The sequence below is a fragment of the Pseudomonas sp. GW821-FHT09C10 genome, assembly GCF_059418085.1.
Map to the genome: position 1 here is coordinate 157,846 of NZ_JBWKPE010000008.1, position 25,162 is coordinate 183,007.

A 25,162-nucleotide genomic window follows, 5' to 3' on the forward strand; every position below is an offset into this window, starting at 1 on the left:
GGGGGCTTGCCCCCGATTGCAGTGTGTCAGTCAGTCCATCTGTTACTGATCCACCGCTATCGGGGGCAAGCCCCCTCCCACAGTTGTTATGCAGTGTGGTCAGCCCAGGTTTTTGCCCAGCAGGGCGTGGTAGAGCTCACTGTCGCCGAGGATCCCCACCACCTGATTGTTGTCATGCAACACCAGCTTGTTCCCCGTCTGGTAGCGAATCTGCAGCGCATCACGCATGCCGATATTCGAATCCACCAGTGTCGGGACTCGACCCAGGCCTTCCACCGGTTGCCCCGGCGCCCAGTTCTGCAGGTTCATCACCACGCCATTCTGCCGTGCGCCCTGGATGGTGTTGCCTTCGGCCAGGTCCAGCCATGAGTCGCCGCCCGGGTCGAGACACACCGAGCCGTTGACGCGTTTGCAATTGTCCAGCGTGCGCATCAGGCTGCGGCCGCACAGCACGTTCAGCGGGTTGGTGTGGGCGACGAAGGTGCGCACATAGTCGTCCGCCGGGTTCAGCACGATCTCTTCCGGCACGCTGTACTGGATGATCTTGCCGTCTTTCATGATCGCGATGCGGCTGCCCAGCTTGAGCGCCTCGTCGAGGTCGTGGCTGACGAACACGATGGTCTTGCTCAGCTTGCTTTGCAGTTCCAGCAACTCGTCCTGCAGGCCCTGGCGGATCAGCGGGTCGAGGGCGGAGAAGGGCTCGTCCATCAGCAGGATGTCGGCGTCCATCGCCAACGCGCGAGCCAGGCCGACGCGTTGTTGCATGCCGCCGGACAGCTCATCGGGCTTCTTGTTACGCCATTGGGTCAGGCCCACCAGCTCGAGTTTGTCGTCCACCAGCTTGCGCCGTTCTTTTTCCGGGCGGCCCTGCATTTCCAGACCAAAGCTGATGTTCTCGCGCACCGTCAGCCAAGGCATCAGGGCGAACTTCTGGAACACCATGGCGATGCGCTTGGTGCGCATCATTTTCAGCTCGGCGGGGCTGCAGGAGGCGATGTCGATCTGGCGACCTTCATGCTCGACGAACAGCTGGCCACGGCTGACGGTGTTGAGGCCATTGATGCAGCGCAGCAGGCTCGACTTGCCGGAGCCGGACAGGCCCATCAGCACGCAGATCTCGCCTTTTTCCACATCCAGGCTGGCCTTTTCAACGCCGACAATCTGCCCGGTCTTTTTCAGGATTTCGTTACGGCTCATGCCCTGGTCCAGCAGCTTGAGCGCTTCGCGTGGGTCTTTGGAGAAGATCACGTCGACATTGTCGAATCGGATAATGCTCATGCATCACCCCCTACTTTGGCGTCGGGTTGTTTGCAGATGCGGTCGAGCATGATGGCCAGCAGCACAATCGCCAGGCCGGCTTCGAAGCCCAGGGCGATATCGGCGGTGTTCAGCGCGTTGACCACTGGCTTGCCGAGGCCGTCGGCGCCCACCAGGGCGGCGATCACTACCATCGACAACGACAGCATGATGCATTGGGTAATACCGGCAGCGATGCTCGGCATGGCGTGGGGCAGTTCAATGCGCGAGAGCAACTGACGGCGCGAGCAGCCAAAGGCCTTGCCGGCGTCCATCAACTCTTGCGGTACATCACGGATACCCAGGTAGGTCAGGCGGATCGGCGCGGCAATCGCGAACACCACCGTGGAAATCAACCCAGGCACCACACCCAGCCCGAAGAGGGTCAGGGTAGGGATGAGGTAGACGAAGGTCGGTACGGTCTGCATCAGATCGAGCACCGGCCGCATCATGGTGTAGAACAGCGGTTTGTGCGCGGCAACAATGCCCAGCGGCACACCGATGACCACGCAGACCAGGGTGGCGAACAGCACCTGCGCGAGGGTCTCCATGGTTTCCTGCCAGTACCCCAGGTTGAGGATCAGCAGGAAGGAGGCGATGACAAAAACAGTCAGTCCCCATTTACGTTGAATAAAGTGAGCCAGCAGCGCAATCAGACCGATCAATGCCAGCGGATTGAACCAGGTCAGCGCGAACGTCACGCCGTGGATCATCGTTTCCAGTGTCGATGCGATTGCGTCGAAGTAGTTGGCGCCGTGTTGGGTCAACCATTCGACGAAGGCAGCGATGTACTGGCCTAGTGGGATTTTCTGTTCAGTCAGCATGGTAGTGAATGTCCACATGCGAAGAGGGAAAACATCCCGGGGCAGCGCACCGCCCCGGGGTCAGCGGGATTACTTGGCGAGATACGCTTTGACGGCCTCCAGGCCTGGTTTGCCATCGACGGTATTGACTCCGGCGAGCCAGGTGTCGAGGACTTGCGGGTTATTTTTCAGCCAGGCCTTGGCGGCGGCATCGGGCTTCATCTTGTCGTCCAGGACGTTGCCCATCAGGGTGCTTTCCATGTTCAAGGTGAACACCAGGTTCTTCAGCAACTGACCGACGTTGCTGCATTCCTCGGTGTAGCCCTTGCGGGTGTTGGTGTAGATGGTGGCCTGGCCGTAGTTGGGGCCGAACGAATCGTCACCCCCGGTCAGGTACTTCATCTTGAAGCGGGTGTTCATCGGGTGCGGTTCCCAGCCGAGGAACACGATGGCCTGGTCACGCTTGGTGGCGCGCTCCACCTGGGAAAGCATCCCGGCTTCGCTGGATTCGACCACTTTGAAACCGGCGGTCTTGAGGCCGAAGGCGTCTTTGTCGATCAGCGTCTGGATGGTGCGGTTGCCGTCGTTGCCCGGCTCGATGCCGTAGATCTTGCCGCCCAGCTCATCCTTGAATTTGGCGATATCGGCGAAGTCTTTCAGGCCCTTGTTGTACAGCGCCTCGGGTACCGCCAGAGTGTACTTGGCGTTTTCCAGGTTGGCGCGCACGGTTTCCACGGTGCCGGCATCACGGTACTGCTTGATGTCGTTTTCCATGGTCGGCATCCAGTTGCCGAGGAACACGTCCATGTTCTTGCCGTCGGCCAGGGACTTGTAGGTCACAGGAACGGAAATCATCGTGGTCTTGGTCTTGTAGCCCAGGCCCTTGAGGATTTCGCTGGTGGTCGCGGTGGTGACGGTGATGTCGGTCCAGCCGACATCGGAGAAGTTGACGGTCTTGCACTGTTCCGGTTCTGCGGCGTGCGCCATGACTGGCAGACTCAGCATGGCGGCCAACAACAACGAGGGTGAACCTTTCATCTGGGTAGACTCCTGTGTTTTTTCTGGCGGCATTCGCCGCGCTTTATAAGTGTTGCGGTTGGAGCGTGCGGCAACAGCTCTGCCACGGTGCCTTGCAAACGAGTCGAGACTGATCATGTACCAGTGAAAATCTGACGCCTACAGGGGGCGTCGTATCCAGTACAGGGAGGGTCGTATCCAGTGTCGGTGACGTCGCTTACAGGTTTTTCCCAAGGTAAAACCGCTGTTTTTGCCCATCTGCACCGCTAAAAACGGCTGAAACAGGCGATCGCACGGGAGCGACGCTGGTGAGCATGGGTGCGTCGGTGTGAGACGCCGTGAGCGACAGCAAAAGCTTGATGATGCCGCCATCTGGGCGATCTGAGCGTAGCACCTCGTTCAAGCCTGGCCGTGCTTATCGAGGAGTTCTACCGCAATGGCTATCAGTGTTTTCGACCTGTTCAAGATCGGCATCGGGCCTTCCAGTTCTCACACCGTCGGCCCCATGCGCGCCGCGGCGTTGTTCGTCCAGGGGTTACGTGAACGTGAACTGTTGGAACAAGTCAGGCGTGTCGAAGTTCAGCTGTACGGTTCGCTGTCCGCCACCGGCGTCGGCCACGGCAGCGACACCGCCACCATCATGGGCTTGATGGGCGAGTGGCCGGACGCGATCGATCCGTCGCAGATCGGCCTGCGCATCCACACCCTGCGCGAAACCGACACATTGCTGCTCGACGGGCGTTTGCCCGTGCCGTTCGTGTGGGCCCGGGACATGCGCCTGCTCGACGAAAACCTGCCGTTCCACCCCAACGCCATGACCCTGGTGGTGTTTGGTGATGACGGCGAGCTGCACCGCGACACCTACTACTCAGTGGGCGGTGGTTTCGTGGTGGATGAAACCCAGGCGCAGAGCGGCGTGGCGGACATGGACCGCACCGAGTTGCCCTATGATTTCTCCAGCGCGGTGGAGTTGTTGCAGCTGTGCAAGACCCACAACCTGCACGTTGCCGAGTTGATGCTGGCCAATGAAAAAGTCTGGCGCTCCGAAGACGAAATCCGCAGTGGCCTGATGAAACTCTGGCGCGCCATGCAGGCGTGCGTGGAGGAGGGCCTCAAGCACGAAGGCATCTTGCCCGGCGGCCTCAATGTGCGCCGTCGTGCCGCCAAGTTGCACCGCAGCCTGCAGGAGTTGAACAAGCCCAATGTGATCGGCTCGACCTTGAGTGCGATGGAGTGGGTCAACCTGTTCGCCCTGGCGGTGAACGAAGAAAATGCCGCCGGTGGACGCATGGTCACGGCGCCCACCAACGGTGCGGCGGGGATCATTCCGGCGGTGCTGCACTACTTCATGAAGTTCAGCGACGAAGTCACCGAAGCCAACGTGGTCGACTACCTGCTCAGTGCGGCGGCGGTGGGGATCCTGTGCAAGAAGAACGCCTCGATCTCCGGGGCTGAAGTCGGTTGCCAGGGTGAAGTGGGTTCGGCCTGCGCCATGGCCGCTGCCGGGCTGGCGGAGATCCTCGGCGCAACCCCGGAGCAACTGTGCAACGCCGCCGAAATCGGCCTGGAGCACAACCTCGGCCTGACCTGCGACCCGGTGGGCGGGCTGGTGCAAGTGCCGTGCATCGAGCGCAATGCGATTGCCGCGGTGAAGGCGATCAACGCGGCGCAGATGGCCCTGCGCGGTGATGGCCAGCACTTTATCTCCCTGGACCGCGTGATCCGCACCATGCGCGATACCGGGGCGGATATGCATGACAAGTACAAAGAGACGTCCCGGGGCGGGTTGGCGGTCAGTGCGGTGGAGTGCTGATTAGCTTGTTGTGATGAACAGGGCCTTTGTGGTGAGCGGGCTTGCCCCGCGCTGGGTAAAGGCACCACATAGTTTCAGATAAAACCCGGTCGCGTGATTTTGGGGCGGCTTCGCCACCCAGCGCGGGGCGAGCCCGCTCACTACAAGTGAACACTCCAACCAAAATCGCCACCTTTTAGCGCGTCGCAAACAGATAAGTAGCTTCCAAACGATTTTCCCCTCGACCACCCGTCACCTGTGCGTGCGGTGACAGACTTTTCCTACGCGCTGAAAGCGCCTTCCCACAAGTGATACCGAACTGCTCACACCCCTTGAGCAGGGCGGCTGTCACTCCATTTTCGGCCATATCCCGCACTTACCGCGTGGGCTTATTTAGACGCGTCATCAGGTCGTTTTCAGGATTTGTTGAATGGCCATTCAAATTTAGGCATGGCATTTGCTCTACCAATTCAAAGCCTCTCGCCTTGCCGGATGAAGAGCGCAATAACAAGAGCCTCGCCTGAGGCCATCACCTGCTTTGTGTGAGGAGATACCGCGATGACGTCGTTCAACTCCGGGGCCCAACCCCAGAACCGTGCGCCTCAATCCATCGGCTTTTTGCTGCTGGACAATTTCACGCTGATTTCCCTGGCGTCGGCCGTGGAACCGCTGCGCATGGCCAACCAGCTGTCCGGCCGCGAGCTGTATCGCTGGACAACCCTGAGTGTCGACGGCAATCAGGTATGGGCCAGCGACGGTCTGCAAATCACCCCAGATGCCTCCATGCACAAAGCCCCGGCCTTGGACACTGTGATTGTGTGCGGCGGCGTGGGTATCCAGCGCACCGTGACCCGTGAGCATGTGTCGTGGCTGCAAAGCCAGGCGCGCCAGTCCCGTCGCCTTGGCGCGGTGTGCACCGGCAGCTGGGCCCTGGCCTGTGCCGGTCTGCTCGACGGCTTCGATTGCAGCGTGCACTGGGAATGCCTGGCGTCGATGCAGGAAGCCTTCCCGCGCGTGTCGATGAGCACCCGTTTGTTCACCCTCGACCGCAACCGCTTCACCAGTTCGGGCGGCACCGCGCCACTGGACATGATGCTGCACCTGATCAGCCGCGACCACGGCCGCGAACTGTCGGCGGCGATCTCCGAGATGTTCGTGTACGAGCGCATCCGCAACGAACAGGATCACCAGCGTGTGCCGCTCAAGCACATGCTGGGCACCAACCAGCCGAAGCTGCAGGAAATCGTCGCGCTGATGGAAGCCAACCTCGAAGAGCCGATCGACCTCGACGAACTGGCGGTGTACGTCGCCGTGTCGCGTCGCCAGCTGGAGCGGCTGTTCCAGAAATACCTGCACTGCTCGCCGTCGCGCTACTACCTCAAGCTGCGCCTGATTCGCGCGCGGCAGTTGCTCAAGCAAACGCCGATGTCGATCATCGAAGTGGCCTCGGTGTGCGGGTTTGTCTCCACGCCACACTTCTCCAAGTGCTACCGCGAATACTTCGGCATTCCGCCACGGGATGAGCGCGTAGGCTCCAACACCACCCAGCAGGTGGCGATGATGCCGATTCCGCAGGCGCTGGTATTGTCACCGTTGTCGGGGCCGATGTCGGCGTTGAGCCAGGCGCGCAATGAGTCGACTTTCGCGAGTGTACGGCTTTAAACCGAGTTGACTGCATCGGGGGCAAGCCCCCTCCCACACGTGACCGAGTTGTCATGACGAACCTGGCCAGATGTGGGAGGGGGCTTGCCCCCGATAGCGGTCTGTCAGGCGCCGGAGTTCTGCTTGAACTGCATCAGCGCTGGCAACAACTGCTTGTCGATCGCCTGGCGCACCGCCGGCAAAATCGTCGCACTGCCGGTGTACATCTGCTCAACCATACCCTTGAGCGCCTTGGCCCGCGCTTCGCTCAAACCGCGTACCGCGCACTCGCAAGCCTGTTCGGCGCTGGCGCCGCTGGACACCTCGAAACCCAGGGAGCGCAGTTGGCTCAGCAGGTCATCCTGGTCAATCAAATCCGCATGCATCATGACGTTTATCCTGGTGAAGGGAGCGGGGATCGACTTGGATTCTGGTAGGCCCCCGGCCGGTCGGCAAGGGCAGAATGCACGAATGGCTCAGATGGCTATGAGCGTGTCGTTTTCGGGCCATTTACCCACTGAAGTAATAGGCACACTGTTCATCAGCAAGCAGCTTGAAGGTTTGGTCACCCTCGGGATGCACGGCTCACACAAGGCACTCTGCCCCGATCCAGTCACGGCTGGACCGGGGCTTTTTTAGCGCTGCAGCACCAGGATTCGTGAAAGCAGTTCATCCCGGTCGATATAGCAACCCTGAAAGTGCCGCGCCCCGGAGGTGGGATCAAACGCATTGCGCGCATGCAACGTGCGGCGGTTATCGAAGCACCACAGCTCGCCCGGGTTCAGGCGCTTGACCAGCCGAAAGCGCGCCTCGCGCGTCATCGCGATAAAGCGTCGATAAGCCCGATACAGCAACGGCATCTGCGCCACCGACGTCTCGAACGGCCCACGCAAAAAGTTGGCCATGCGGATCTCTGCCACATCCCCCAAGGCGTCCAATGCGATGATCGGCGCGAGGCGACGATAGTCGCTGTGACGGTCTTTGTTGCGAAACTCCACGGGTATTTCACACAACGCCCGAAATGCTTCGGGATCCTCCTCGCGCAGGGCATTGGCGATGGCAAACCCATCGACAAAAATACTTTCGCCCCCGTCGGCATCGTTGACCAGGCAATGCAGGAATTGCAGCCCCGGTTGCAGCTCCCGGGTCGGCAAATCACTGTGCAAGGGCAGGTTGAAAGCGGTGTAGGCATTGCTGTCGGCATCGGCCTTGGATTGCACGTTGAACAGCACGCCGAAATTGCTCTCGCGGATAAATGAAATACGCTGGGCAACACGCGCCAGGGAGCCGGGTTCGGTGGGTACGCCGCGCATTTGCGTCAGGCCCGCGTCACGCAAGGCCAGCAGCCATTGCAGCAGCGCCGCAGGGTCTTGCATGACCGCCGCGTAGTCGAATATAGGCAGTTCGAAGGTGTTGTCCCAGAGCCGCGATTTTGCTTTCGCCGCCCGGCGTTCGGCGCGGGATTCATCGTCGTAGGCATGGGCCCGCAGCCAGCCGGGATCGTACTGGCTGCGATGACCGCCGTGCCATTCCACGCTGAGGAATCCCTGGTCGATACGCACGCTGATGGCGCCGAGGTTTTCATCCACATCGACAATTTCCAGCACTTGCTCGCGGGTCACGCTGTACACGCATTGCGTGCACGGGCAGTTGTCCCGCAGCCACTGATGGTGAAACGGGCTCACCCGGCCATCGGCCCATGTCACGCGAACCTGATCGTCCAGCACCTGTGCATCGGCGAGGTCGCAGAGTTTCGGGTAAGTACGGAAGTCGGCAACAGCGGCGGCGGTTTGCATGATGGCTCCTTATTTTTTCGTGGGCAGTCCAATCACTCGGCCGAGGAGCGCGGGCCTTGGCAGGTCGGCTTGCTCAGCGCTGATTGCAATGAGTTTTTCCAACGTCGCCTCGGCAAACGGGGCCGAATGCGGACCCGCCAGGTCGACGTGCAGCAGCATCTGTTCGTTGCCGGCCAGTTCTTTCTCATCGCCCACTAAATGCAGGCTGTGATAAAGGTGCAGGCGCTTGGCGTCGTGGGCGATCAGTTGCGTGCGCACCTCCACTTCGGCGCCTAGTTTCACCTCGTGCAGGTAGTTCAGGTGCAGTTCCAGGGTGAACAGCGAATGGCCGCTGGCTTCGCGGTTTTCGCTGTCCAGGCCGAGGGTGTCCATCAGCGCGTCGGTGGCGTAGCTGAAGATCAGCAGGTAGAACGCGTCGCGCAGGTGGCCGTTGTAGTCCACCCAGTCGGCAAGGACTGGGGTGGTGTAGGTGGTCAGTGCAGGCATGGTGAGGGTTCCGTTATTCGGCGAAGGTCATGCCGTGCTTGGCTTTGGTGGTTTTCACCGCTTCCAGCACCGCCAGCAGGCAATCATCACGATAGCGTTCCAGCGCAGAAATGCTGTGTTTGCCCAACTGGTCGCTGGTGCCATCGACCACATCGTCGATCAACTTGTCGGTCAGCTCCGGAGCCGGCAGGTAGGTCCACGGCAACTGCAACGCCGGGCCGAACTGCGCCATGAAGTGGCGCATGCCCGCATCGCCGCCCGCCAGGGTGTAGGTGAGGAAGGTGCCCATGAACGACCAGCGCAAGCCGGCGCCAAAGCGGATGGCATCGTCGATCTCGCCGGTGGTGGCCACGCCGTCATTCACCAGGTGCAATGCCTCGCGCCACAGCGCTTCGAGCAAGCGGTCGGCGATAAACCCGGGGACTTCCTTGCGCACATGCAGCGGGCGCATACCAAGGGATTCATACACCTTGATCGCGGCCTGGATCGCTTCCGGCGCGGTATTCTTGCCGCCGACCACTTCCACCAGCGGCAACAGATAGACCGGGTTGAACGGATGGCCGACCATACAGCGTTCCGGGTGGGTCGAGCCCTCGTAGAACTCACTCGGCAACAGCCCCGAGGTACTTGAACCGATCAATGCATCGGGCTTGGCCGCGGCGCTGATCCTGCTGTGCAATTCCAGTTTCAGTTCCAGGCGTTCCGGGGCGCTTTCCTGGATGAAGTCGGCCTCTTTCACGCATTCTTCGATGGTGGCCACAAAGCGCAGGCGGTCTTGCGCTGCGCCGGGTGCCAGGCCCTGTTTTTCCAGGGCGCCCCAGGCATTGGCGACGCGCTTGCGCAGCGCCGCTTCGGCACCCGGCGCCGGGTCCCAGGCCACCACATCCAGGCCGTGGGCCAGCGCGCGGGACACCCAGCCGCTGCCGATGACACCGCTGCCCAGGGCGGCGAAGGTTTTGATCTCAGTGATAAAGCGCATGGCAAATTCCTAGAGCGTTCGGTGATTCCCTGTGGGAGGGGGCAAGTCCCTCCCACATTTTTTGATTCGGTTAGCCGCGTTTGGTAAGGCCCATCTTGATGCGACCCTCCGCCGGGGTCATGACCCGCGCGCCCAGGCGGCTGAGGATTTCGCCGGCGCGTTCCACCAGTTGGCCGTTGGTGGCAAGTACGCCTTTGTCCAGCCACAGGTTGTCCTCCAGGCCGACCCGTACGTTGCCGCCCAGCAGCACCGCTTGCGCGGCCATGGGCATTTGCATGCGGCCGATCCCGAACCCGGCCCACACCGCGTCGGCGGGCAGGTTGTCGACCATGGCCTTCATGGTGGTGGTGTCGGCCGGCGCGCCCCATGGAATGCCCAGGCACAGTTGGAACAGCGGGTTGTCGAGCAGGCCTTCCTTGATCATCTGCTTGGCGAACCACAGGTGGCCGGTATCAAAGATCTCCAGTTCGGCCTTCACGCCCAGTTCCTGGATGCGCTTGGCGCCCGCACGCAACTGCGCCGGCGTGGAGACGTAAATCGTGTCGCCGTCACCGAAGTTCAGGGTGCCGCAGTCCAGGGTGCAGATTTCCGGCAGCAGCTCTTCCACATGGGCCAGGCGGGTCAGCGGGCCGACCAGGTCGGTATTGGGACCGAACTCCATCGGGTGCTCGCCGCCGCCGATCTCGAGATCGCCGCCCATGCCGGCGGTGAGGTTGACGATGATGTCGATGTCGGCCTCACGGATGCGCTCCATCACCTCGCGGTACAGGGCGACGTCGCGGCTGAACTTGCCGGTCTCGGGGTCGCGCACATGGCAGTGCACCACGGTGGCGCCCGCCTTGGCGGCTTCCACCGCGGCGGCGGCGATTTGCTTGGGGGTGACCGGCACGTGTGGGCTTCTGGCGGTCGTGTCGCCAGCACCGGTGAGTGCGCAGGTGATGATGACGTCGTGGTTCATGGGGCGGTTCCTTACGGGCGTAGTGGTGCCGTTCGCAGCCAGGAGCGGCTGCGACACGGTGGTTCAAATCAGGTTATTTGCTGGTGAGTTGCAGGTTGGCTGCAGCCGGTTTGCCGTCGAAGGTGGTCACGCCTTCGAGCCAGCGCGCCTGGTCCTGGGGGTGATCCTTGAGCCACTGCCTGGCGGACTCGAGGGCATCCTTGTGATCCAGCAACGGCTGCATCATCCGGCTCTCGTCGGCGGCGGTGAAGGTCAGGTTGGTCAGCAGCTTGTGTACGTTGGGGCACTGTTCGGCGTAGGTCGGCGCGGTCACGGTCCAGACGGTGGCCATGCCTTCGTTCGGGCCCAGGGCGTCGTCGCTGCCGGTGAGGTAGGTCATCGCGATATTGACGTTCATCGGGTGCGGCGCCCAGCCGAAGAACACTACGGCTTCCTTGCGGCGTACCGCACGGTCCACGGCGGCAAGCATGCCGGCCTCGCTGGATTCCACCAGTTGGAACTTGCCCAGGCCGAACTGGTTCTTGGCGATCATCGCCTTGATCTGGGTGTTGGCCCCCGAGCCCGGCTCGATGCCGTAGATCTTGCCGCCCAGCTCCTTCTCGAATTTGGCGATGTCGGCAAAGGTCTTCAGGCCTTTGTCCGCCAGGTAAGTCGGCACCGCGAGGGTCGCGCGGGCGTCTTCCAGGCTGGGTTTGTCGAGGACTTTGATTTGCTTGGCGTCGACGAACGGCGTGATGGTCTGGGTCATCAGCGGGTTCCAGTAGCCGAGGAACAGGTCCAGGCGCTGGTCACGGATACCGGCGAAGATGATTTGCTGGGAGGCGCTGGTTTGTTTGGTCTTGTAGCCGAGGCCGTCGAGCAGCACTTGGGTCATGGCGCTGGTGGCGATGACGTCGGTCCAGTTCACCACGCCCATGCGCACGTTCTGGCAGGATGCCGCGTCGGCAGCCCATACGTTCGTGCTCAAGATGGCGCTGGCGCTGAGTGCAAGCACGCAGCGGCGAATCAGTCGGTTCATGGTGGATCCCTCGGCAGGTCGTTATTGTGGGGGCCGGCGTCTTTGTGCGCCGTGAGGCCAAGTTACGTAGCTTTGGAGGCGACAAAACGCACGGCGGCGACCAGCTCTTGCACTGCAGCGACCTGCCCCCTTGAATCCACCCGAGAACGGGAGTATCACAGTGCCACGCTGCCCGTCCTACGAGAGCGCCACCATGTCCCAGGATTTCTACTTTCTGCTGATGCCGGGGTTCTCGGCCATTGGCTTTATTTCTGCACTGGAACCTTTACGCGTGGCCAACCGCTTTCGTGGCGAGTTGTACCGCTGGCATGTGCTGAGCGCCGATGGCGGCGCGGTGCTGGCGAGCAATGGCATGTCGGTCAATGCCGACGCCGCGCTGGAACCGCTGAAAAAGGGTGCGACGCTGTTGGTGGTGGCCGGCTTCGAACCGCTGCAGTTCGCCACGCCGTCGCTGGAGCACTGGCTGCGCCGCCTGGACCATGACGGCGTGACCCTCGGCGCCATCGACACCGGCGCCTGCGTGCTCGCCGAAGCCGGCCTGCTCGACGGTCATCGCCTGACCCTGCACTGGGAAGCCATCGATGCCTTCAAGGAGTCGTACCCGCACCTGAGCGTGACCCAGGAACTGTTCGAAATCGACCGCCGCCGCATCACCTGCGCCGGCGGCACCGCCTCCATCGACCTGATGCTCGACCTGATCGCCCAGGCCCACGGCGCCGACCTGGCGATCCAGGTCTCCGAACAGTTCGTACTCGGCCGCATCCGCCCGCGCAAGGACCACCAGCGCATGCAGATCGCCACGCGCTACGGCATCAACAACAAGAAGCTGGTGCAAGTGATCGGAGAGATGGAGCAGCACACCGAACCGCCCCTGAGCACCTTGGCGTTGGCCGACGCGATCAAAGTTACCCGGCGCCAGTTGGAGCGTCTGTTTCGCCTGCATTTGAACGATACCCCGAGCAACTTCTACCTTGGCCTGCGCCTGGAAAAAGCCCGGCAGCTGCTGCGCCAGAGCGATATGAGCGTGCTGGAGGTGAGCATTGCCTGCGGGTTCGAGTCGCCGTCGTATTTCACCCGGAGTTATCGGGCGAGGTTTGCCAAGTGTCCGAGGGAGGATCGGCGACGGGAGGTGGTTTGACGGGCAATTATAGTGAATTATACTCATCACTATAATTTATAGTTGTTTTCATAATTGAGTATAAATCCATGTCCAAGCACAGCGGCTTCGTGTTCCGCCGCCCCGCCCTGGCAAGCAGTATTGCCGATGGCCTGGTGGGCGCCGGTATTCAGGATTTCACCTCCGGCCTGTTCCTCGCGGCGCCCCGTCGCACCGGCAAAAGCACTTTCCTGCGCGAAGACCTGATTCCGGAATGTCAGCTCCGGGGCTGGCTGGCGGTGTATGTGGATCTCTGGGCTGACAAGGAGAAAGATCCTGCGGAGTTGATTGCCAGTGCTATTGCGGCTGCCCTGGTTCCCTATGAAAAGGGCATCCGCAAACTGGCCAAGAATATTGGCATCGAGAAACTGAGCTTTCTGCGAACGCTCTCCTGGGACTTTACCCAGCCACAATTGCCTGTCGGTGCGACGCTGACCCAAGCCCTGGAATTGCTCCACAGTGCAGCAGAAAAACCCGTTGTGCTGGTGATTGACGAAGCGCAGCACGCCTTGACCACCGAGTCGGGTATCAATGCGATGTTCGCGTTGAAGGCTGCCCGGGATCAGCTCAACCAGGGCCGTGACGAAGAGGGCAGCGGCTTGCGCCTGGTGTTTACCGGTTCCAATCGCGACAAACTCGCCCATTTGGTATTGGGTAAAAGCCAGCCGTTCTTCGGTTCCAGCATCACGCCGTTTCCGCTGCTGGGTAAAGAGTTCACCCAAGCCTACACCGTGCACCTCAACGCGCACCTGGCCGAGACCAACCAGTTCAGCGCGGCTGATATTGATGAGGCGTTTGAGCTGGTAGGCCGGCGTCCCGAGATGTTGCGCACGATCATCGGTGAAGTCGCGTTGGAACTGGGCGAGGCGAGCAATCTGGGCCAATTGCTGCACAGTCGCGCCGAACTGCTGCGCGCGGGTGTATGGACCGAGTTCGAAAGCGCCTGGAACGCCCTGACTATCCCGCAACGTGCGGTGTTGGAGGTGATGGTGGAGCGCTCCCAGAACAACGAACCCTTCGCGCCCTTCACCGACAGCACCCTCACGGCTGTCAGCAAGGCGCTGGAAGCCATGGGCAGCGACGTGGTGCCGGGCACCCAGACCGTCCAGGCCTGCATCGATGCGTTGCGTGACAAGGAGCTGGTGTGGAAGTCGAGTCGGGGTGGGTATGCCCTGGAAGACAAAACGTTCGGCGACTGGCTGCGGCACAAGCGCCATACATCCCACTGAAAACACCACACATCTAATGTGGGAGGGGGCTTGCTCCCGATGACGGACTGTCAGTTGATACAGCTTTGGCTGACTCACCGCTATCGGGGGCAAGCCCCCTCCCACATTGGATTGTGGTGTAGCTTACTTCTTCAGCAGTGCCGAACACGCCGCCTTGAAGGCCTCATGCTGATACTTGTTCAGCGTCGCCGGCAGATCAAAGTTGTGCTTCTTGTTCTGCGCATTGATGGTCTGCGGCGACAGCAGCGTCACCTCAACCCCCTCCAGCAGTTGAAACACCCCTTCAATCTTGAACGTGGTCGGGCCACCGGCGAATTCACCTTTCTTGCTGCGTTTCTTGATGGCGATGCGCTGGATGGCGTTTTCCTGCACGAACGCCCTCACCTGGGCGGCGAAGGCTTTGACGTTGCCAGCTTCATCGTCGTCATCAAGGGCGATTTTCTTGGTGGCCAGGGCGACGTGGCCCAGCGCCTGGTTGTCCAGGGAGGCGACGGCGATGATGGCTTCGCTGCCTTTGATTTCGATGCCGCAGATAGTCATGAATGGCCTTGGTTCAAAGAGAAAGTGGCGGCGATTGTCGCTTATTCCTGCCCAATCGACTCCAAAAACTCCGACCGCTCATCACTCATCCGCGCCAGGCAGTCATTTTGCGCAATCGCATAGGCCTTGGTGCCCGTCACCGCTGGAAAGGTGTCCACCGCACAATCGGCGTCACGCAGTTTTTCCCATTTCTGCTGGGCATCCTTCAGACGAGCGGTAATGTCGGCGAGTTTGGTCTTGTCGCTGCCATAGGTGGAATGCATGCGTTCCAGCAGGCCCTGATAATTATCCTTGAGCAATTGCTCGGCAGTGGTTTTGTTGTAGGTGGCGCATTCCAGGGTTTGCTTGTCGTTTTCGATGCCATCGCACGGCGTGCTGTCGGTGTCTTCGGCCGCGTGGACGCCGGTTGCGATGAGTGCCAAAGCCAGGAAAATCGATTTCATTGCGCCGTCTCATATCAGGTGATGCGGGAATTCTGGCTCAAGCGTAAGACAAATAACAGCCGCCAGTCAGACCGCTCATAACAGCCTTTGTCGTGGATTGACGCTTTCGGCAATTCCCCTGTCGTTTTTGCACCCGGCTCGGTCGGCCCCTGGGCATATGCTGGCCCCAAAGCGCCGGCAGACGATTCGGCGCATGAATCGCCAAAATAAGGGGACGCCTGATGAGCCCAGCCGAATTGCACGCCGACAGCATCGTTATCGACGGGCTGATCATTGCCAAGTGGAACCGCGACCTGTTCGAGGACATGCGCAAAGGTGGCCTCACCGCCGCGAACTGCACTGTGTCGGTATGGGAAGGGTTCCAGGCCACGATCAACAACATCGTCGCCAGCCAGACCCTGATCCGCGAGAACAGCGACCTGGTGATCCCGGTGAAAACCACCGCCGACATCCGCAAGGCCAAGGAACAGGGCAAGACCGGCATCATCTTCGGCTTCCAGAACGCCCATGCATTTGAAGACCAGCTCGGCTATGTGGAGATCTTCAAGCAGCTCGGCGTCGGTGTGGTGCAGATGTGCTACAACACCCAGAACCTGGTCGGCACCGGTTGCTACGAGCGCGATGGCGGCCTGTCGGGCTTCGGGCGCGAGATCGTCGCCGAGATGAACCGCGTCGGCATCATGTGCGACCTGTCCCACGTCGGCTCCAAGACCAGCGAAGAAGTCATCCTCGAATCGAAAAAACCGGTGTGCTACTCCCACTGCCTGCCGTCCGGCCTTAAAGAACACCCGCGCAACAAGTCCGATGAAGAGCTGAAGTTCATCGCCGACCACGGCGGCTTTGTCGGCGTGACCATGTTCGCGCCGTTCCTGGCCAAGGGCATCGATTCGACCATCGACGACTACGCCGAAGCCATCGAATACACCATGAATATCGTCGGCGAAGACGCCATCGGTATCGGCACCGACTTCACACAGGGCCATGGCCAGGATTTCTTTGAAATGCTGACCCATGACAAGGGCTACGCCCGCCGCCTGACCAGCTTCGGCAAGATCATCAACCCGCTGGGCATCCGCACCGTCGGCGAGTTCCCCAACCTGACAGAGACCCTGCTCAAGCGCGGCCACCCCGAGCGTGTAGTGCGCAAGATCATGGGCGAGAACTGGGTCAACGTCTTGAAGGACGTTTGGGGCGAATAAGCCAACTATCCACGGGCTACACCACAACGAATTTTTCTGGAGTTAAGTTTCCATGGCCAAGATCGCCCCGCAATTGCCTATTGAAGTCGACAGCGAAACCGGTGTCTGGACGTCCGACGCCCTGCCGATGCTGTACGTGCCGCGCCATTTCTTCGTCAACAACCACATAGGCATCGAAGAAGTGCTGGGCGCCGAGGCCTACGCCGAGATCCTCTACAAGGCCGGCTACAAATCCGCCTGGCACTGGTGCGAGAAAGAAGCTGAATGCCATGGCCTGGAAGGCGTCGCGGTGTTCGAGCACTACATGAAGCGCCTGTCGCAACGCGGCTGGGGCCTGTTCAAGATCCAGGACATCGACCTGGATAAAGGCACCGCCAGCGTCAAGCTCGAACACTCGGCCTTCGTCTATGTGTACGGCAAGGTCGGGCGCAAAGTCGACTACATGTTCACCGGCTGGTTTGCCGGCGCCATGGACCAGATTCTGCAAGCCCGTGGCAGCCAGATCCGCACCGTGGCCGAACAAGTCTACGGAGGCTCCGAAGAGGGCCACGATGACGGCTTGTTCACCGTCAAGCCGTTGTAAGCCGAGGACCGTGCCATGGCTTTCGAAGCAATGTTCCAGCCGATCCAGATCGGCAAACTGACCATCCGCAACCGCGTGCTCAGTACCGCCCACGCCGAGGTGTATGCCACCGACGGCGGCATGACCACCGACCGCTATGTGAAGTACTACGAAGAGAAAGCCAAGGGCGGTATCGGCCTGGCGATCTGCGGCGGTTCCTCGGTGGTCGCCATCGACAGCCCCCAGGAATGGTGGAGCTCGGTGAACCTGTCCACCGACCGCATCATCCCGCACTTCCAGAACCTGGCGGATGCCATGCACAAGCATGGCGCCAAGATCATGATCCAGATTACCCACATGGGCCGTCGCTCCCGTTGGGATGGCTTTAACTGGCCGACCCTGATGTCGCCGTCCGGCGTGCGTGAGCCGGTGCACCGTGCCACCTGCAAGACCATCGAGCCGGAAGAAATCTGGCGCGTGATCGGCAACTATGCCCAGGCCGCGCGGCGTGCCAAGGCCGGTGGCCTGGACGGTGTGGAACTGTCCGCCGTGCACCAGCACATGATCGACCAGTTCTGGAGCCCACGGGTCAACAAGCGTACCGACGAGTGGGGCGGCACCTTCGAAGGCCGCATGAAGTTCGGCCTGGAAGTGTTGAAAGCCGTGCGTGCCGAAGTCGGTGAAGACTTCTGCGTGGGCATGCGCCTGTGCGGTGACGAGTTCCACCCGGACGGCCTGTCCCACGAGGACATGAAACAGATCGCCAAGTACTACGACGACACCGGCATGCTCGATTTCATCGGCGTGGTGGGCTCGGGTTGCGACACCCACAACACCCTGGCCAACGTGATCCCCAACATGAGCTATCCGCCGGAGCCGTTCCTGCACCTGGCGGCCGGTATCAAGGAAGTGGTCAAGGTTCCGGTGCTGCACGCACAGAACATCAAGGACCCGAACCAGGCCACGCGCATCCTGGAAGGCGGCTATGTGGACATGGTCGGCATGACCCGTGCGCACATCGCCGACCCGCACCTGATCGCCAAGATCAAGATGGGCCAGATCGACCAGATCAAACAGTGCGTCGGCGCCAACTATTGCATCGACCGCCAGTACCAGGGCCTGGACGTGCTGTGCATCCAGAATGCCGCGACCTCCCGTGAATACATGGGCGTGCCGCATATCATCGAGAAGTCCACCGGGCCGAAACGCAAGGTGGTCGTGGTAGGCGCCGGCCCTGCCGGGATGGAAGCCGCGCGGGTGGCCGCCGAACGAGGCCACGACGTGACCCTGTTCGAGAAGAAAGAATTTATCGGCGGGCAAATCACCACCGCCTCCAAAGCGCCGCAACGCGATCAGATCGCCGGTATCACCCGCTGGTTCCAGCTGGAGCTGGCGCGCTTGAAAGTCGACCTGCGCCTGGGCGTGGCCGCCGATGCCGAGACCATCCTGGACCTGCGTCCGGACGTGGTAGTGCTGGCGGTCGGCGGGCATCCGTTTATCGAACAGAACGAACACTGGGGCGCCGCCGAAGGCCTGGTGGTGAGCAGCTGGGACGTGCTCGACGGCAAGGTCGCACCGGGCAAGAACGTGCTGGTGTACGACACCATTTGCGAATTCACCGGCATGTCGGTGGCGGACTTCCTGGCCGACAAAGGCTGCCAGGTGGAAATCGTCACCGATGACATCAAGCCGGGCGTAGCCATCGGCGGTACGTCGTTCCCGACCTACTACCGCAGCATGTACCCCAAGGAAGTGATCATGACCGGCGACATGATGCTGGAAAAGGTCTACCGCGAGGGCGACAAGCTGGTGGCGGTGCTGGAGAACGAATACACCGGCGCCAAAGAGGAGCGGGTGGTGGACCAGGTGGTGGTGGAAAACGGCGTGCGTCCGGACGAAGCGATCTACTACGGGCTCAAGGAGGGTTCACGCAACAAGGGCCAGATCGACGTCGAAGCCCTGTTCGCGATCAAGCCGCAGCCATGCTTGAGCGAGGCGGGCGAGGGGTACTTGCTGTTCCGTATCGGTGACTGTGTGGCGCAGCGTAATACCCACGCTGCCATCTATGACGCCCTGCGCCTGTGCAAAGACTTTTGATGAGGTGAACTCGGTCAAATGTGGGAGGGGGCTTGCCCCCGATAGCGGTGGTTCAGCGACAACTGTACCAACTGACAGTCCGCCATCGGGAGCAAGCCCCCTCCCACATTCGGGCCAGTTTCACAGTAGACCTGTGCGGTCTGTGGGAGCTTCACCATGTTGAACACCTTGCTGCCTATTCTCTTATTTACCGCCCTGGGCCTCGCCGTCCTCGGCGCCCTGCGCCGGGTGAACATGTGGCGCCGTGGCCGTGCCTCCAAGGTCGACCTGCTGGGCGGTCTGCTGGCCATGCCCAAGCGCTACATGGTCGACCTGCACCACGTGGTCGCCCGCGACAAATACATCGCCAACACCCACGTCGCCACGGCCCTGGGCTTTGTGCTGTCGGCGCTGCTGGCAATCCTGGTGCACGGCTTCGGCCTGCATAACCGTATCCTCGGCTACGCCTTGCTGCTGGCCTCGGTGTTGATGTTTGTCGGCGCCACGTTCGTTTACCTGCGGCGGCGCAATCCGCCGTCGCGCCTGTCGAAAGGCCCGTGGATGCGCCTGCCGAAAAGCCTGATGGCGTTCTCGGTGAGTTTCTTCCTGGTGACGCTGCCGGTGGCGGGGATCCTGCCCGCCGGCTTCGGCGGCTGGCTGCTGGCTGCGCTGCTGAGCGTGGGTGTGCTGTGGGGTGTGTCCGAGATGTTCTTCGGCATGACCTGGGGCGGCCCGATGAAGCACGCCTTCGCCGGTGCCCTGCACCTGGCCTGGCACCGTCGCGCCGAACGCTTTGGCGGTGGTCGTTCCACGGGTTTGAAACCCCTGGACCTGAGCGACAAGAGCGCGCCCCTGGGCGTGGAAAAACCCAAGGATTTCACCTGGAACCAACTGCTCGGTTTTGACGCCTGCGTACAGTGCGGCAAATGCGAAGCGGCGTGCCCGGCCTTCGCCGCCGGCCAGCCGCTGAACCCGAAAAAGCTGATTCAGGACATGGTGGTCGGCCTGGCCGGCGGCACCGATGCCAAGTTCGCCGGCAGCCCTTATCCAGGTAAACCGATTGGCGAGCACAGCGGCAACCCGCACCAGCCGATCGTCAACGGCCTGGTGGACGCTGAGACCCTGTGGTCGTGCACCACCTGCCGCGCCTGCGTGGAAGAGTGCCCGATGATGATCGAGCACGTCGACGCCATCGTCGACATGCGCCGCTACCTCACCCTGGAAAAAGGCGCGACCCCGAACAAGGGCGCTGAAGTCCTGGAAAACCTGATCGCCACCGACAACCCCGGCGGCTTTGCCCCGGGCGGTCGCCTGAACTGGGCGGCGGACTTGAACCTGCCGTTGCTCAGCGACAAAGGCAGCGTCGACGTGGTGTTCTGGGTCGGCGACGGCGCCTTTGACATGCGCAACCAGCGCACCCTGCGGGCGTTCGTCAAAGTGCTCAAGGCGGCCAAGGTCGACTTCGCCGTACTGGGCCTGGAAGAGCGCGACAGCGGCGACGTCGCACGGCGCCTGGGCGATGAAGCGACCTTCCAGATGCTCGCTACGCGCAATATCCAGACGCTGGCCAAGTACAGCTTCAAGCGCATCGTCACCTGCGACCCCCACAGCTTCCATGTGCTGAAAAACGAGTACGGCGCCTTCAACGGCAACTACCGCGTGCAGCACCACAGCACCTTCATGGCCGAGCTGATCGGCGAGGGCGCGCTGAACCTGGGCCAGCACAAAGGCAACAGCGTGACCTACCACGACCCGTGCTACCTGGGCCGCTACAACGGCGAATACGAGGCGCCGCGCCAAGTGCTGCGGGCGCTGGGCATCGAGGTCAAGGAGATGCAGCGCTCGGGCTTCCGTTCCCGCTGCTGCGGCGGCGGTGGCGGCGCGCCGATTACCGACATTCCCGGCAAGCAACGTATCCCCGATATGCGCATGGAAGACATCCGCGAGACCGGTGCCGAGCTGGTGGCGGTGGGTTGCCCGCAATGCACGGCGATGCTCGAAGGTGTGGTTGAACCGCGCCCGTTGATCAAGGACATCGCCGAGCTGGTGGCCGATGCTTTGCTGGAAGACGTCGCACCGGCCAAAGCTCCCAACAAGCGTGAACCTGCGGAGGTGCACTGATGAGCGACATTATCCGCCGCGACCCACGGGCCGAATGGATCGCCCGCAACCGCCTGCACCCGCTGCATGCGGCGATGCAGCCGCTGCAACACAGTTGGATGGGGCCTAACGGCGTCATCCGCAAGAACGTGCATGGTGTCGGTTTTATCGGCCCCAACGGCATCAAGCGCATCGACCGCAGCGGTGCCCAGCAGGGCGGTGCGGCCAAGCGTACGGCGGCGATTGAAGTGCAGTTGCCGCTGCATCAGGTGCCTGCGCCTGCGTTCTACATCAACGTAGTGCCGGACATGGTCGGCGGCCGCTTGAGCAGCCACGACCGCGACCTGCTCGGCCTGGCGCGGCAACTCGCCGGCAACGACGGCGCGGTGCTGGCGGTGGTGTTTGGCGAACACAAGGAAAGCGCGTTTGCCACGGCCGGTGTCGATCGCCTGCTGGTGCTCGACGGCCACGAATTCGACGGTTATTCACCGGAGCAACGCGTGCAGGGTTTGCGCGCTGTGGATAACCAGTTCAACCCGCGCCACTGGTTGCTGCCCGACAGCCGCAGTGGTGGCGGCGAGTTGGGTCGGCGCTTTGCCGCCAGCCTCAAGGAACGCCCGGCCACTCGCGTCTGGCAGATCAAGGGCGATGAGTGCATCGGCCGCGCCGGTGCGGGCCGGGAAGACTTGGCGCGGCCGCTGCCACGCCTGATTCTGGCCGCCGCCGAATGCGCCGATCCGGTCAGCGACACACGCCATGAAGTGCTGCCCGTGGAGTTATCCACAACCCTGGCGCGCAGCCTGCCGCGTATCGAAGACCTCGGCGCGGTGGCGGTGGACCCGGCGGCGATTCCCATGGCCGAGGCCGAGTTTATTTTCTCTGGCGGCAACGGCGTGAAGGACTGGGCGCTGTTCCACCAGACCGCCGCGGCATTGGGGGCCACCGAAGGCGCCTCGCGGGTGGCGGTGGACGATGGGTTCATGGCCCGTGATCGCCAGGTCGGCGCCAGCGGTACCTGGGTGACGGCGCGGGTGTATGTGGCCGTGGGGATTTCCGGGGCGATCCAGCACCTGCAAGGCATTGGCGCCTGCGACAAGGTGGTGGCGATCAACCTCGACCCGGGCTGCGACATGATCAAGCGTGCCGACCTGTCGGTGATCGGCGAAAGTGCCGCGATTCTGCAAGCCTTGATCGCTGCGGTCGAGGCCTACCGCAACGGCGCCAAGCGCGATGCGGCTTGAGGACATGACCATGACCACGAATGTAATCAGCCTGGTGTCCATCGGCGCCCACCCCACCTCCGGCCGGCCACGCCGCGCCGAACAGGATGCGCGCGCCGTCGAACTGGGTCTGCAGATGGCTGGGGATAAGTTGCAGGTGCTGCACGCCGGCAACATCGCCGAACCGACCTTGCGCAGCTACCTGGGCATGGGCCTGTCACAGTTGCACGTGCTGGAACAATCGGAGGGCAGCGATGCGTTGCCGGTGCTCGGCGAGTACCTGCGGGACGCCGGTGCCCAGGTGGTGCTTGCCGGCAGCCAGGCCGAAACCGGTGAAGGCTCGGGCATGTTGCCGTTCCTGTTGGCCGAGCAATTGGGCTGGCCGCTGATTGTCGGGCTGGCCGAGGTGGAGTCTATCGACGGCGGCGTAGCCCATGTGCTGCAAGCCTTGCCCCGTGGGCAGCGCAGGCGCTTGAAGGTGCGCCTGCCATTCCTGGCGACGGTGGACAACGCCGCGCCCAAGCCTCGGCAGAGTGCCTACGGCCCGGCACAGCGCGGTGAGCTGGCGGCCCATGAGGTCGAGGTTGAAGACGATGAGTTATTCGCCAGCGCGTTGTTGCAACCGGCCAAGCCCCGGCCCAAGCGTCTCAAGGTAATCAAGGCCAAGAGCGGCGCCGACCGTATGAAGGCGGCTACGGCCAAGGCCAGTGGCGGCGGTGGGCAGGTGCTCAAGGGTGTGAGCGCCGAGGAAGGTGCCCAGGCAATCCTCAAGTTGCTGATCGAAGAAGGCGTCGTGCGCTAACCCACCAACACTGCAAAACAAATTGTGGGAGGGGGCTTGCCCCCGATAGCGGTGGACCAGTCAAGGATACTGAGACTGACACACTGCAATCGGGGGCAAGCCCCCTCCCACATTGGATCTTCATTGGGGCGCAGGCTTGGGCACCAGGTCCGGCAGCGGTGGCGGCAGGGGTTGCCAGGTGGCATCCGGCTGTTGCATCGGCGGTGGCAGCGCCGGCGTGGGGTCGCCGCCAATCGGCTTGAGGATCATTTTATCGGTGGTGTCGCGCAGGATCATGCCCTGGGTCGAACTGCGCGCCTCGGTGCCGCTGTGGAAGGTGCTGATCTGGGCAATCGGCAGGTCCAGGTTGCGCTCGATCCTCGGGGTCAGCAGCAGGATGATCTCGGTTTTCTGCTGGGTATTCTGGTTGGTGCCGAACAGCTTTTTGCCGATCCACGGGATCTGGCTCAACCACGGCAAACCCGAGCCCTCGTCGACGTCCGCCGTGCGGATCAGCCCCGAGACGATCTGGGTTTCATTGTTGCGCGCGGTCAGCAGGGTCTTGGTGGCCCGTGAGCCGAGTTCGAAGGTGGCCGGTACGTTTTCCGAGCCGGGAATACGCTTGGTGATATGGCTCATTTCCACGTTCAGCTCCAGGTTCACCTCATCGCTCAGGCTGATGTTCGGCTTGACCGTGATCTGCAGCCCCACGTCCTGGTAGGACACCGACGAGGTGGTGATCTGGTTGGCGGTGGTGGTGGTCACCACCGGGATCTTATCGCCGATGTTCACCTGGGCTTCTTCGCGGTTGCGCACCCGCACCCTGGGATTGGCCAGGGTCACGGTGTTGCCGCTGCGTTGCAGCATATTGATCCGCGCCGAGGTACTGCCCGCGTCGAGCAGGATGTTGTCGCCATTGATCCCGCGCAATGCGCTGAGCGGGATGCCTGCCAGCCCGGCAGGCACGTTGGCCAGGTTGCCCACGGACAGGCCGATGCTCTCCGGGTACTGGATGCCCAGGTTCAACTCGTCGGTCAGGCTGACCTCCAGCACCTGGATGTCGATGGTCACTTCCGATTGTGCGATATCAATGGCTTCCACCAGTTTTTCCACGGCGCTCAGGGTGTCCAGGCCATCGCGCACGATCACCGCGTTCAGGCGTTCGTCCACCAGCACCTCCTTGGGCTTGAGCACCTGTTTGATCTCGGCGGCGATGACCTTGGGGTCGCCATGGCTGAGGTAGAAGGTGCGCACGGCCAACTCGCGGTATTCCCGTTCCTTGTCCGGGCGGCGGGGATAAACCAGGAGGGTGTTGGCGTTGAGGACCTTCTTGTCCAGTCCCTGGGTGGTCAGCAGCAGGTTCAGCGCATCTTCGGCGGTGGTTCGGCTCGCGGTCATGCTCGCCGAGGCACTGGGATTGACGTCCTTGTCGATGACGAAGTTGACCCCCGACAGGCGCGCAATGGTCTCGAAAATCGTGGTCAGGCTTTGGGCGCTGAACTCCAGGCTCAGGGGTTTGCGCATGGCCTCGGAGAGGTCGGCACTGAGGTAATCGGCGCTCACCAGTTCACGGGTCAGGGCATTGCGAAAGTCCAGGGCCTCTCGGTAGTTGGGCTTTTGCGCGATGATCCGGCGCACCAGGTTGAGGGCTTCCACCGGGTTGGAACGCTTCATTTCGTAGGCCTGGGCCAGTTGCGGGCGCAGTTGTTTCATCGCCTGGATGCTCTGGATTTCCTGGCGCGCGCCGAGGTTGCTGGGGTCGTATTTGAGGATGGTTTCCAGGGCGCGGATGGCAGCGGCATCGTCGCCACGCATGAGCGCGGTGCTGGCTTCGCGGCTGTATTGGGCCACCAGCAGTTCCAGCTTGCTGAAGTTGGCGGTGCGCAGTTGCACATCGTCGGGGGCCTGTCTGGCTTCGGCTTGCAGCACTTCGACCGAACGGATGATGTCGCCCTTCTGGCGCAACTCGTCGCTCTCCTTGATCGCCCGCTGGGTCTGACAGGCGCTGAGCAGGGCCACGGCGAGGCTCAAGGGTATCCACGTGCGTATGGCCATGATCGTGTCCTGCGC

At 62.0% G+C, this 25,162-nt stretch carries 22 protein-coding genes; 10 read left to right on the forward strand and 12 right to left on the reverse strand.

Annotated elements, in window-relative coordinates; genetic code table 11:
* Positions 1–99: 99 nt before the first annotated feature.
* From choV to AC07OT_RS17040, 3 genes are all read right to left on the reverse strand, one after another.
* Entirely contained in the window at positions 100–1,278 is a 1,179-nt protein-coding gene (gene choV / locus AC07OT_RS17030; protein WP_115485618.1) for a choline ABC transporter ATP-binding protein, read from the reverse strand.
* A complete protein-coding gene (gene choW, locus AC07OT_RS17035) occupies positions 1,275–2,120 on the reverse strand; it encodes a choline ABC transporter permease subunit (protein WP_016972877.1) in 846 nt (281 codons plus the stop codon). The genes choV and choW overlap by 4 nt, the downstream gene beginning before the upstream one ends.
* Positions 2,121–2,189: 69 nt before the next feature.
* Positions 2,190–3,137 carry a choline ABC transporter substrate-binding protein gene (locus AC07OT_RS17040; protein ID WP_495102007.1) on the reverse strand — a complete coding sequence of 316 codons (948 nt, stop codon included), beginning with the start codon at positions 3,135–3,137 and terminating at the stop codon, positions 2,190–2,192.
* 415 nt (positions 3,138–3,552) lie between these two features.
* Here AC07OT_RS17040 and AC07OT_RS17045 point away from each other — a divergent pair, with 415 nt between their 5' ends.
* Positions 3,553–4,929: an L-serine ammonia-lyase gene (locus AC07OT_RS17045; RefSeq protein ID WP_495108570.1), complete on the forward strand. Its 1,377-nt coding sequence runs from the start codon at positions 3,553–3,555 to the stop codon at positions 4,927–4,929.
* Positions 4,930–5,466: 537 nt separating this feature from the next.
* Positions 5,467–6,570, forward strand: a complete 1,104-nt coding sequence (gene gbdR / locus AC07OT_RS17050; protein ID WP_065938176.1) for a choline metabolism transcriptional regulator GbdR — start codon at positions 5,467–5,469, stop codon at positions 6,568–6,570.
* Positions 6,571–6,674: 104 nt separating this feature from the next.
* On the opposite strand, the gene AC07OT_RS17055 is transcribed toward gbdR, so the two are convergent.
* The 6 genes from AC07OT_RS17055 to AC07OT_RS17080 all read right to left on the reverse strand — a co-directional run bounded on the left by AC07OT_RS17055 (position 6,675) and on the right by AC07OT_RS17080 (position 11,786).
* Positions 6,675–6,938, reverse strand: coding sequence for a hypothetical protein (locus AC07OT_RS17055; protein WP_027606014.1), 264 nt, complete (start codon positions 6,936–6,938; stop codon positions 6,675–6,677).
* Positions 6,939–7,184: 246 nt separating this feature from the next.
* Positions 7,185–8,345, reverse strand: coding sequence for a gamma-butyrobetaine dioxygenase (locus AC07OT_RS17060; RefSeq protein WP_495108571.1), 1,161 nt, complete (start codon positions 8,343–8,345; stop codon positions 7,185–7,187).
* Positions 8,346–8,354: 9 nt separating this feature from the next.
* Positions 8,355–8,831: a thioesterase family protein gene (locus AC07OT_RS17065; RefSeq protein WP_495108572.1), complete on the reverse strand. Its 477-nt coding sequence runs from the start codon at positions 8,829–8,831 to the stop codon at positions 8,355–8,357.
* A 13-nt stretch (positions 8,832–8,844) separates the two neighbouring features.
* A complete protein-coding gene (locus AC07OT_RS17070) occupies positions 8,845–9,810 on the reverse strand; it encodes an L-carnitine dehydrogenase (protein WP_495108573.1) in 966 nt (321 codons plus the stop codon).
* 70 nt (positions 9,811–9,880) lie between these two features.
* Positions 9,881–10,768 (reverse strand): 3-dehydrocarnitine:acetyl-CoA trimethylamine transferase CdhC, encoded by an 888-nt coding sequence (gene cdhC / locus AC07OT_RS17075; protein WP_027606009.1) that lies wholly within the window; start codon positions 10,766–10,768, stop codon positions 9,881–9,883.
* Positions 10,769–10,841: 73 nt separating this feature from the next.
* A complete protein-coding gene (locus AC07OT_RS17080) occupies positions 10,842–11,786 on the reverse strand; it encodes a choline ABC transporter substrate-binding protein (protein ID WP_092490303.1) in 945 nt (314 codons plus the stop codon).
* A gap of 193 nt (positions 11,787–11,979) precedes the next feature.
* Here AC07OT_RS17080 and AC07OT_RS17085 point away from each other — a divergent pair, with 193 nt between their 5' ends.
* A complete protein-coding gene (locus tag AC07OT_RS17085; protein WP_193603513.1) occupies positions 11,980–12,924 on the forward strand; it encodes a GlxA family transcriptional regulator in 945 nt (314 codons plus the stop codon).
* Between the two features lie 68 nt (positions 12,925–12,992).
* Complete coding sequence (locus tag AC07OT_RS17090) at positions 12,993–14,171, forward strand: AAA family ATPase (protein ID WP_495108574.1); 1,179 nt, start codon at positions 12,993–12,995, stop codon at positions 14,169–14,171.
* Between the two features lie 123 nt (positions 14,172–14,294).
* Here the strand turns inward: AC07OT_RS17090 and AC07OT_RS17095 are convergent, their stop codons facing one another.
* Both AC07OT_RS17095 and AC07OT_RS17100 read right to left on the reverse strand, forming a co-directional pair.
* A complete protein-coding gene (locus AC07OT_RS17095) occupies positions 14,295–14,711 on the reverse strand; it encodes a DUF3010 family protein (RefSeq protein WP_495108575.1) in 417 nt (138 codons plus the stop codon).
* A 41-nt stretch (positions 14,712–14,752) separates the two neighbouring features.
* Positions 14,753–15,154 (reverse strand): lysozyme inhibitor LprI family protein, encoded by a 402-nt coding sequence (locus AC07OT_RS17100; protein WP_027606004.1) that lies wholly within the window; start codon positions 15,152–15,154, stop codon positions 14,753–14,755.
* Between the two features lie 221 nt (positions 15,155–15,375).
* Between AC07OT_RS17100 and AC07OT_RS17105 the strand changes: the two genes are divergently transcribed.
* The 6 genes from AC07OT_RS17105 to etfB all read left to right on the forward strand — a co-directional run bounded on the left by AC07OT_RS17105 (position 15,376) and on the right by etfB (position 23,113).
* Complete coding sequence (locus AC07OT_RS17105) at positions 15,376–16,353, forward strand: dipeptidase (protein WP_010207105.1); 978 nt, start codon at positions 15,376–15,378, stop codon at positions 16,351–16,353.
* Positions 16,354–16,405: 52 nt separating this feature from the next.
* Positions 16,406–16,936 (forward strand): DUF5943 domain-containing protein, encoded by a 531-nt coding sequence (locus AC07OT_RS17110; protein WP_178920183.1) that lies wholly within the window; start codon positions 16,406–16,408, stop codon positions 16,934–16,936.
* Between the two features lie 15 nt (positions 16,937–16,951).
* Positions 16,952–19,012 carry a dimethylglycine demethylation protein DgcA gene (gene dgcA, locus AC07OT_RS17115; RefSeq protein WP_495108576.1) on the forward strand — a complete coding sequence of 687 codons (2,061 nt, stop codon included), beginning with the start codon at positions 16,952–16,954 and terminating at the stop codon, positions 19,010–19,012.
* A 156-nt stretch (positions 19,013–19,168) separates the two neighbouring features.
* On the forward strand, positions 19,169–21,112 hold the full coding sequence (gene dgcB, locus AC07OT_RS17120; protein ID WP_495108577.1) for a dimethylglycine demethylation protein DgcB: 1,944 nt from the start codon (positions 19,169–19,171) through the stop codon (positions 21,110–21,112).
* Positions 21,112–22,332, forward strand: a complete 1,221-nt coding sequence (gene etfA / locus AC07OT_RS17125; RefSeq protein ID WP_495108578.1) for an electron transfer flavoprotein subunit alpha — start codon at positions 21,112–21,114, stop codon at positions 22,330–22,332. Before dgcB ends, etfA begins: the two co-directional genes overlap by 1 nt.
* Positions 22,333–22,342: 10 nt before the next feature.
* Positions 22,343–23,113, forward strand: a complete 771-nt coding sequence (gene etfB, locus AC07OT_RS17130) for an electron transfer flavoprotein subunit beta (protein ID WP_495108579.1) — start codon at positions 22,343–22,345, stop codon at positions 23,111–23,113.
* Positions 23,114–23,233: 120 nt separating this feature from the next.
* On the opposite strand, the gene AC07OT_RS17135 is transcribed toward etfB, so the two are convergent.
* Complete coding sequence (locus AC07OT_RS17135; RefSeq protein WP_405126366.1) at positions 23,234–25,147, reverse strand: secretin GspD/PilQ domain-containing protein; 1,914 nt, start codon at positions 25,145–25,147, stop codon at positions 23,234–23,236.
* Between the last annotated feature and the right edge of the window lie 15 nt (positions 25,148–25,162).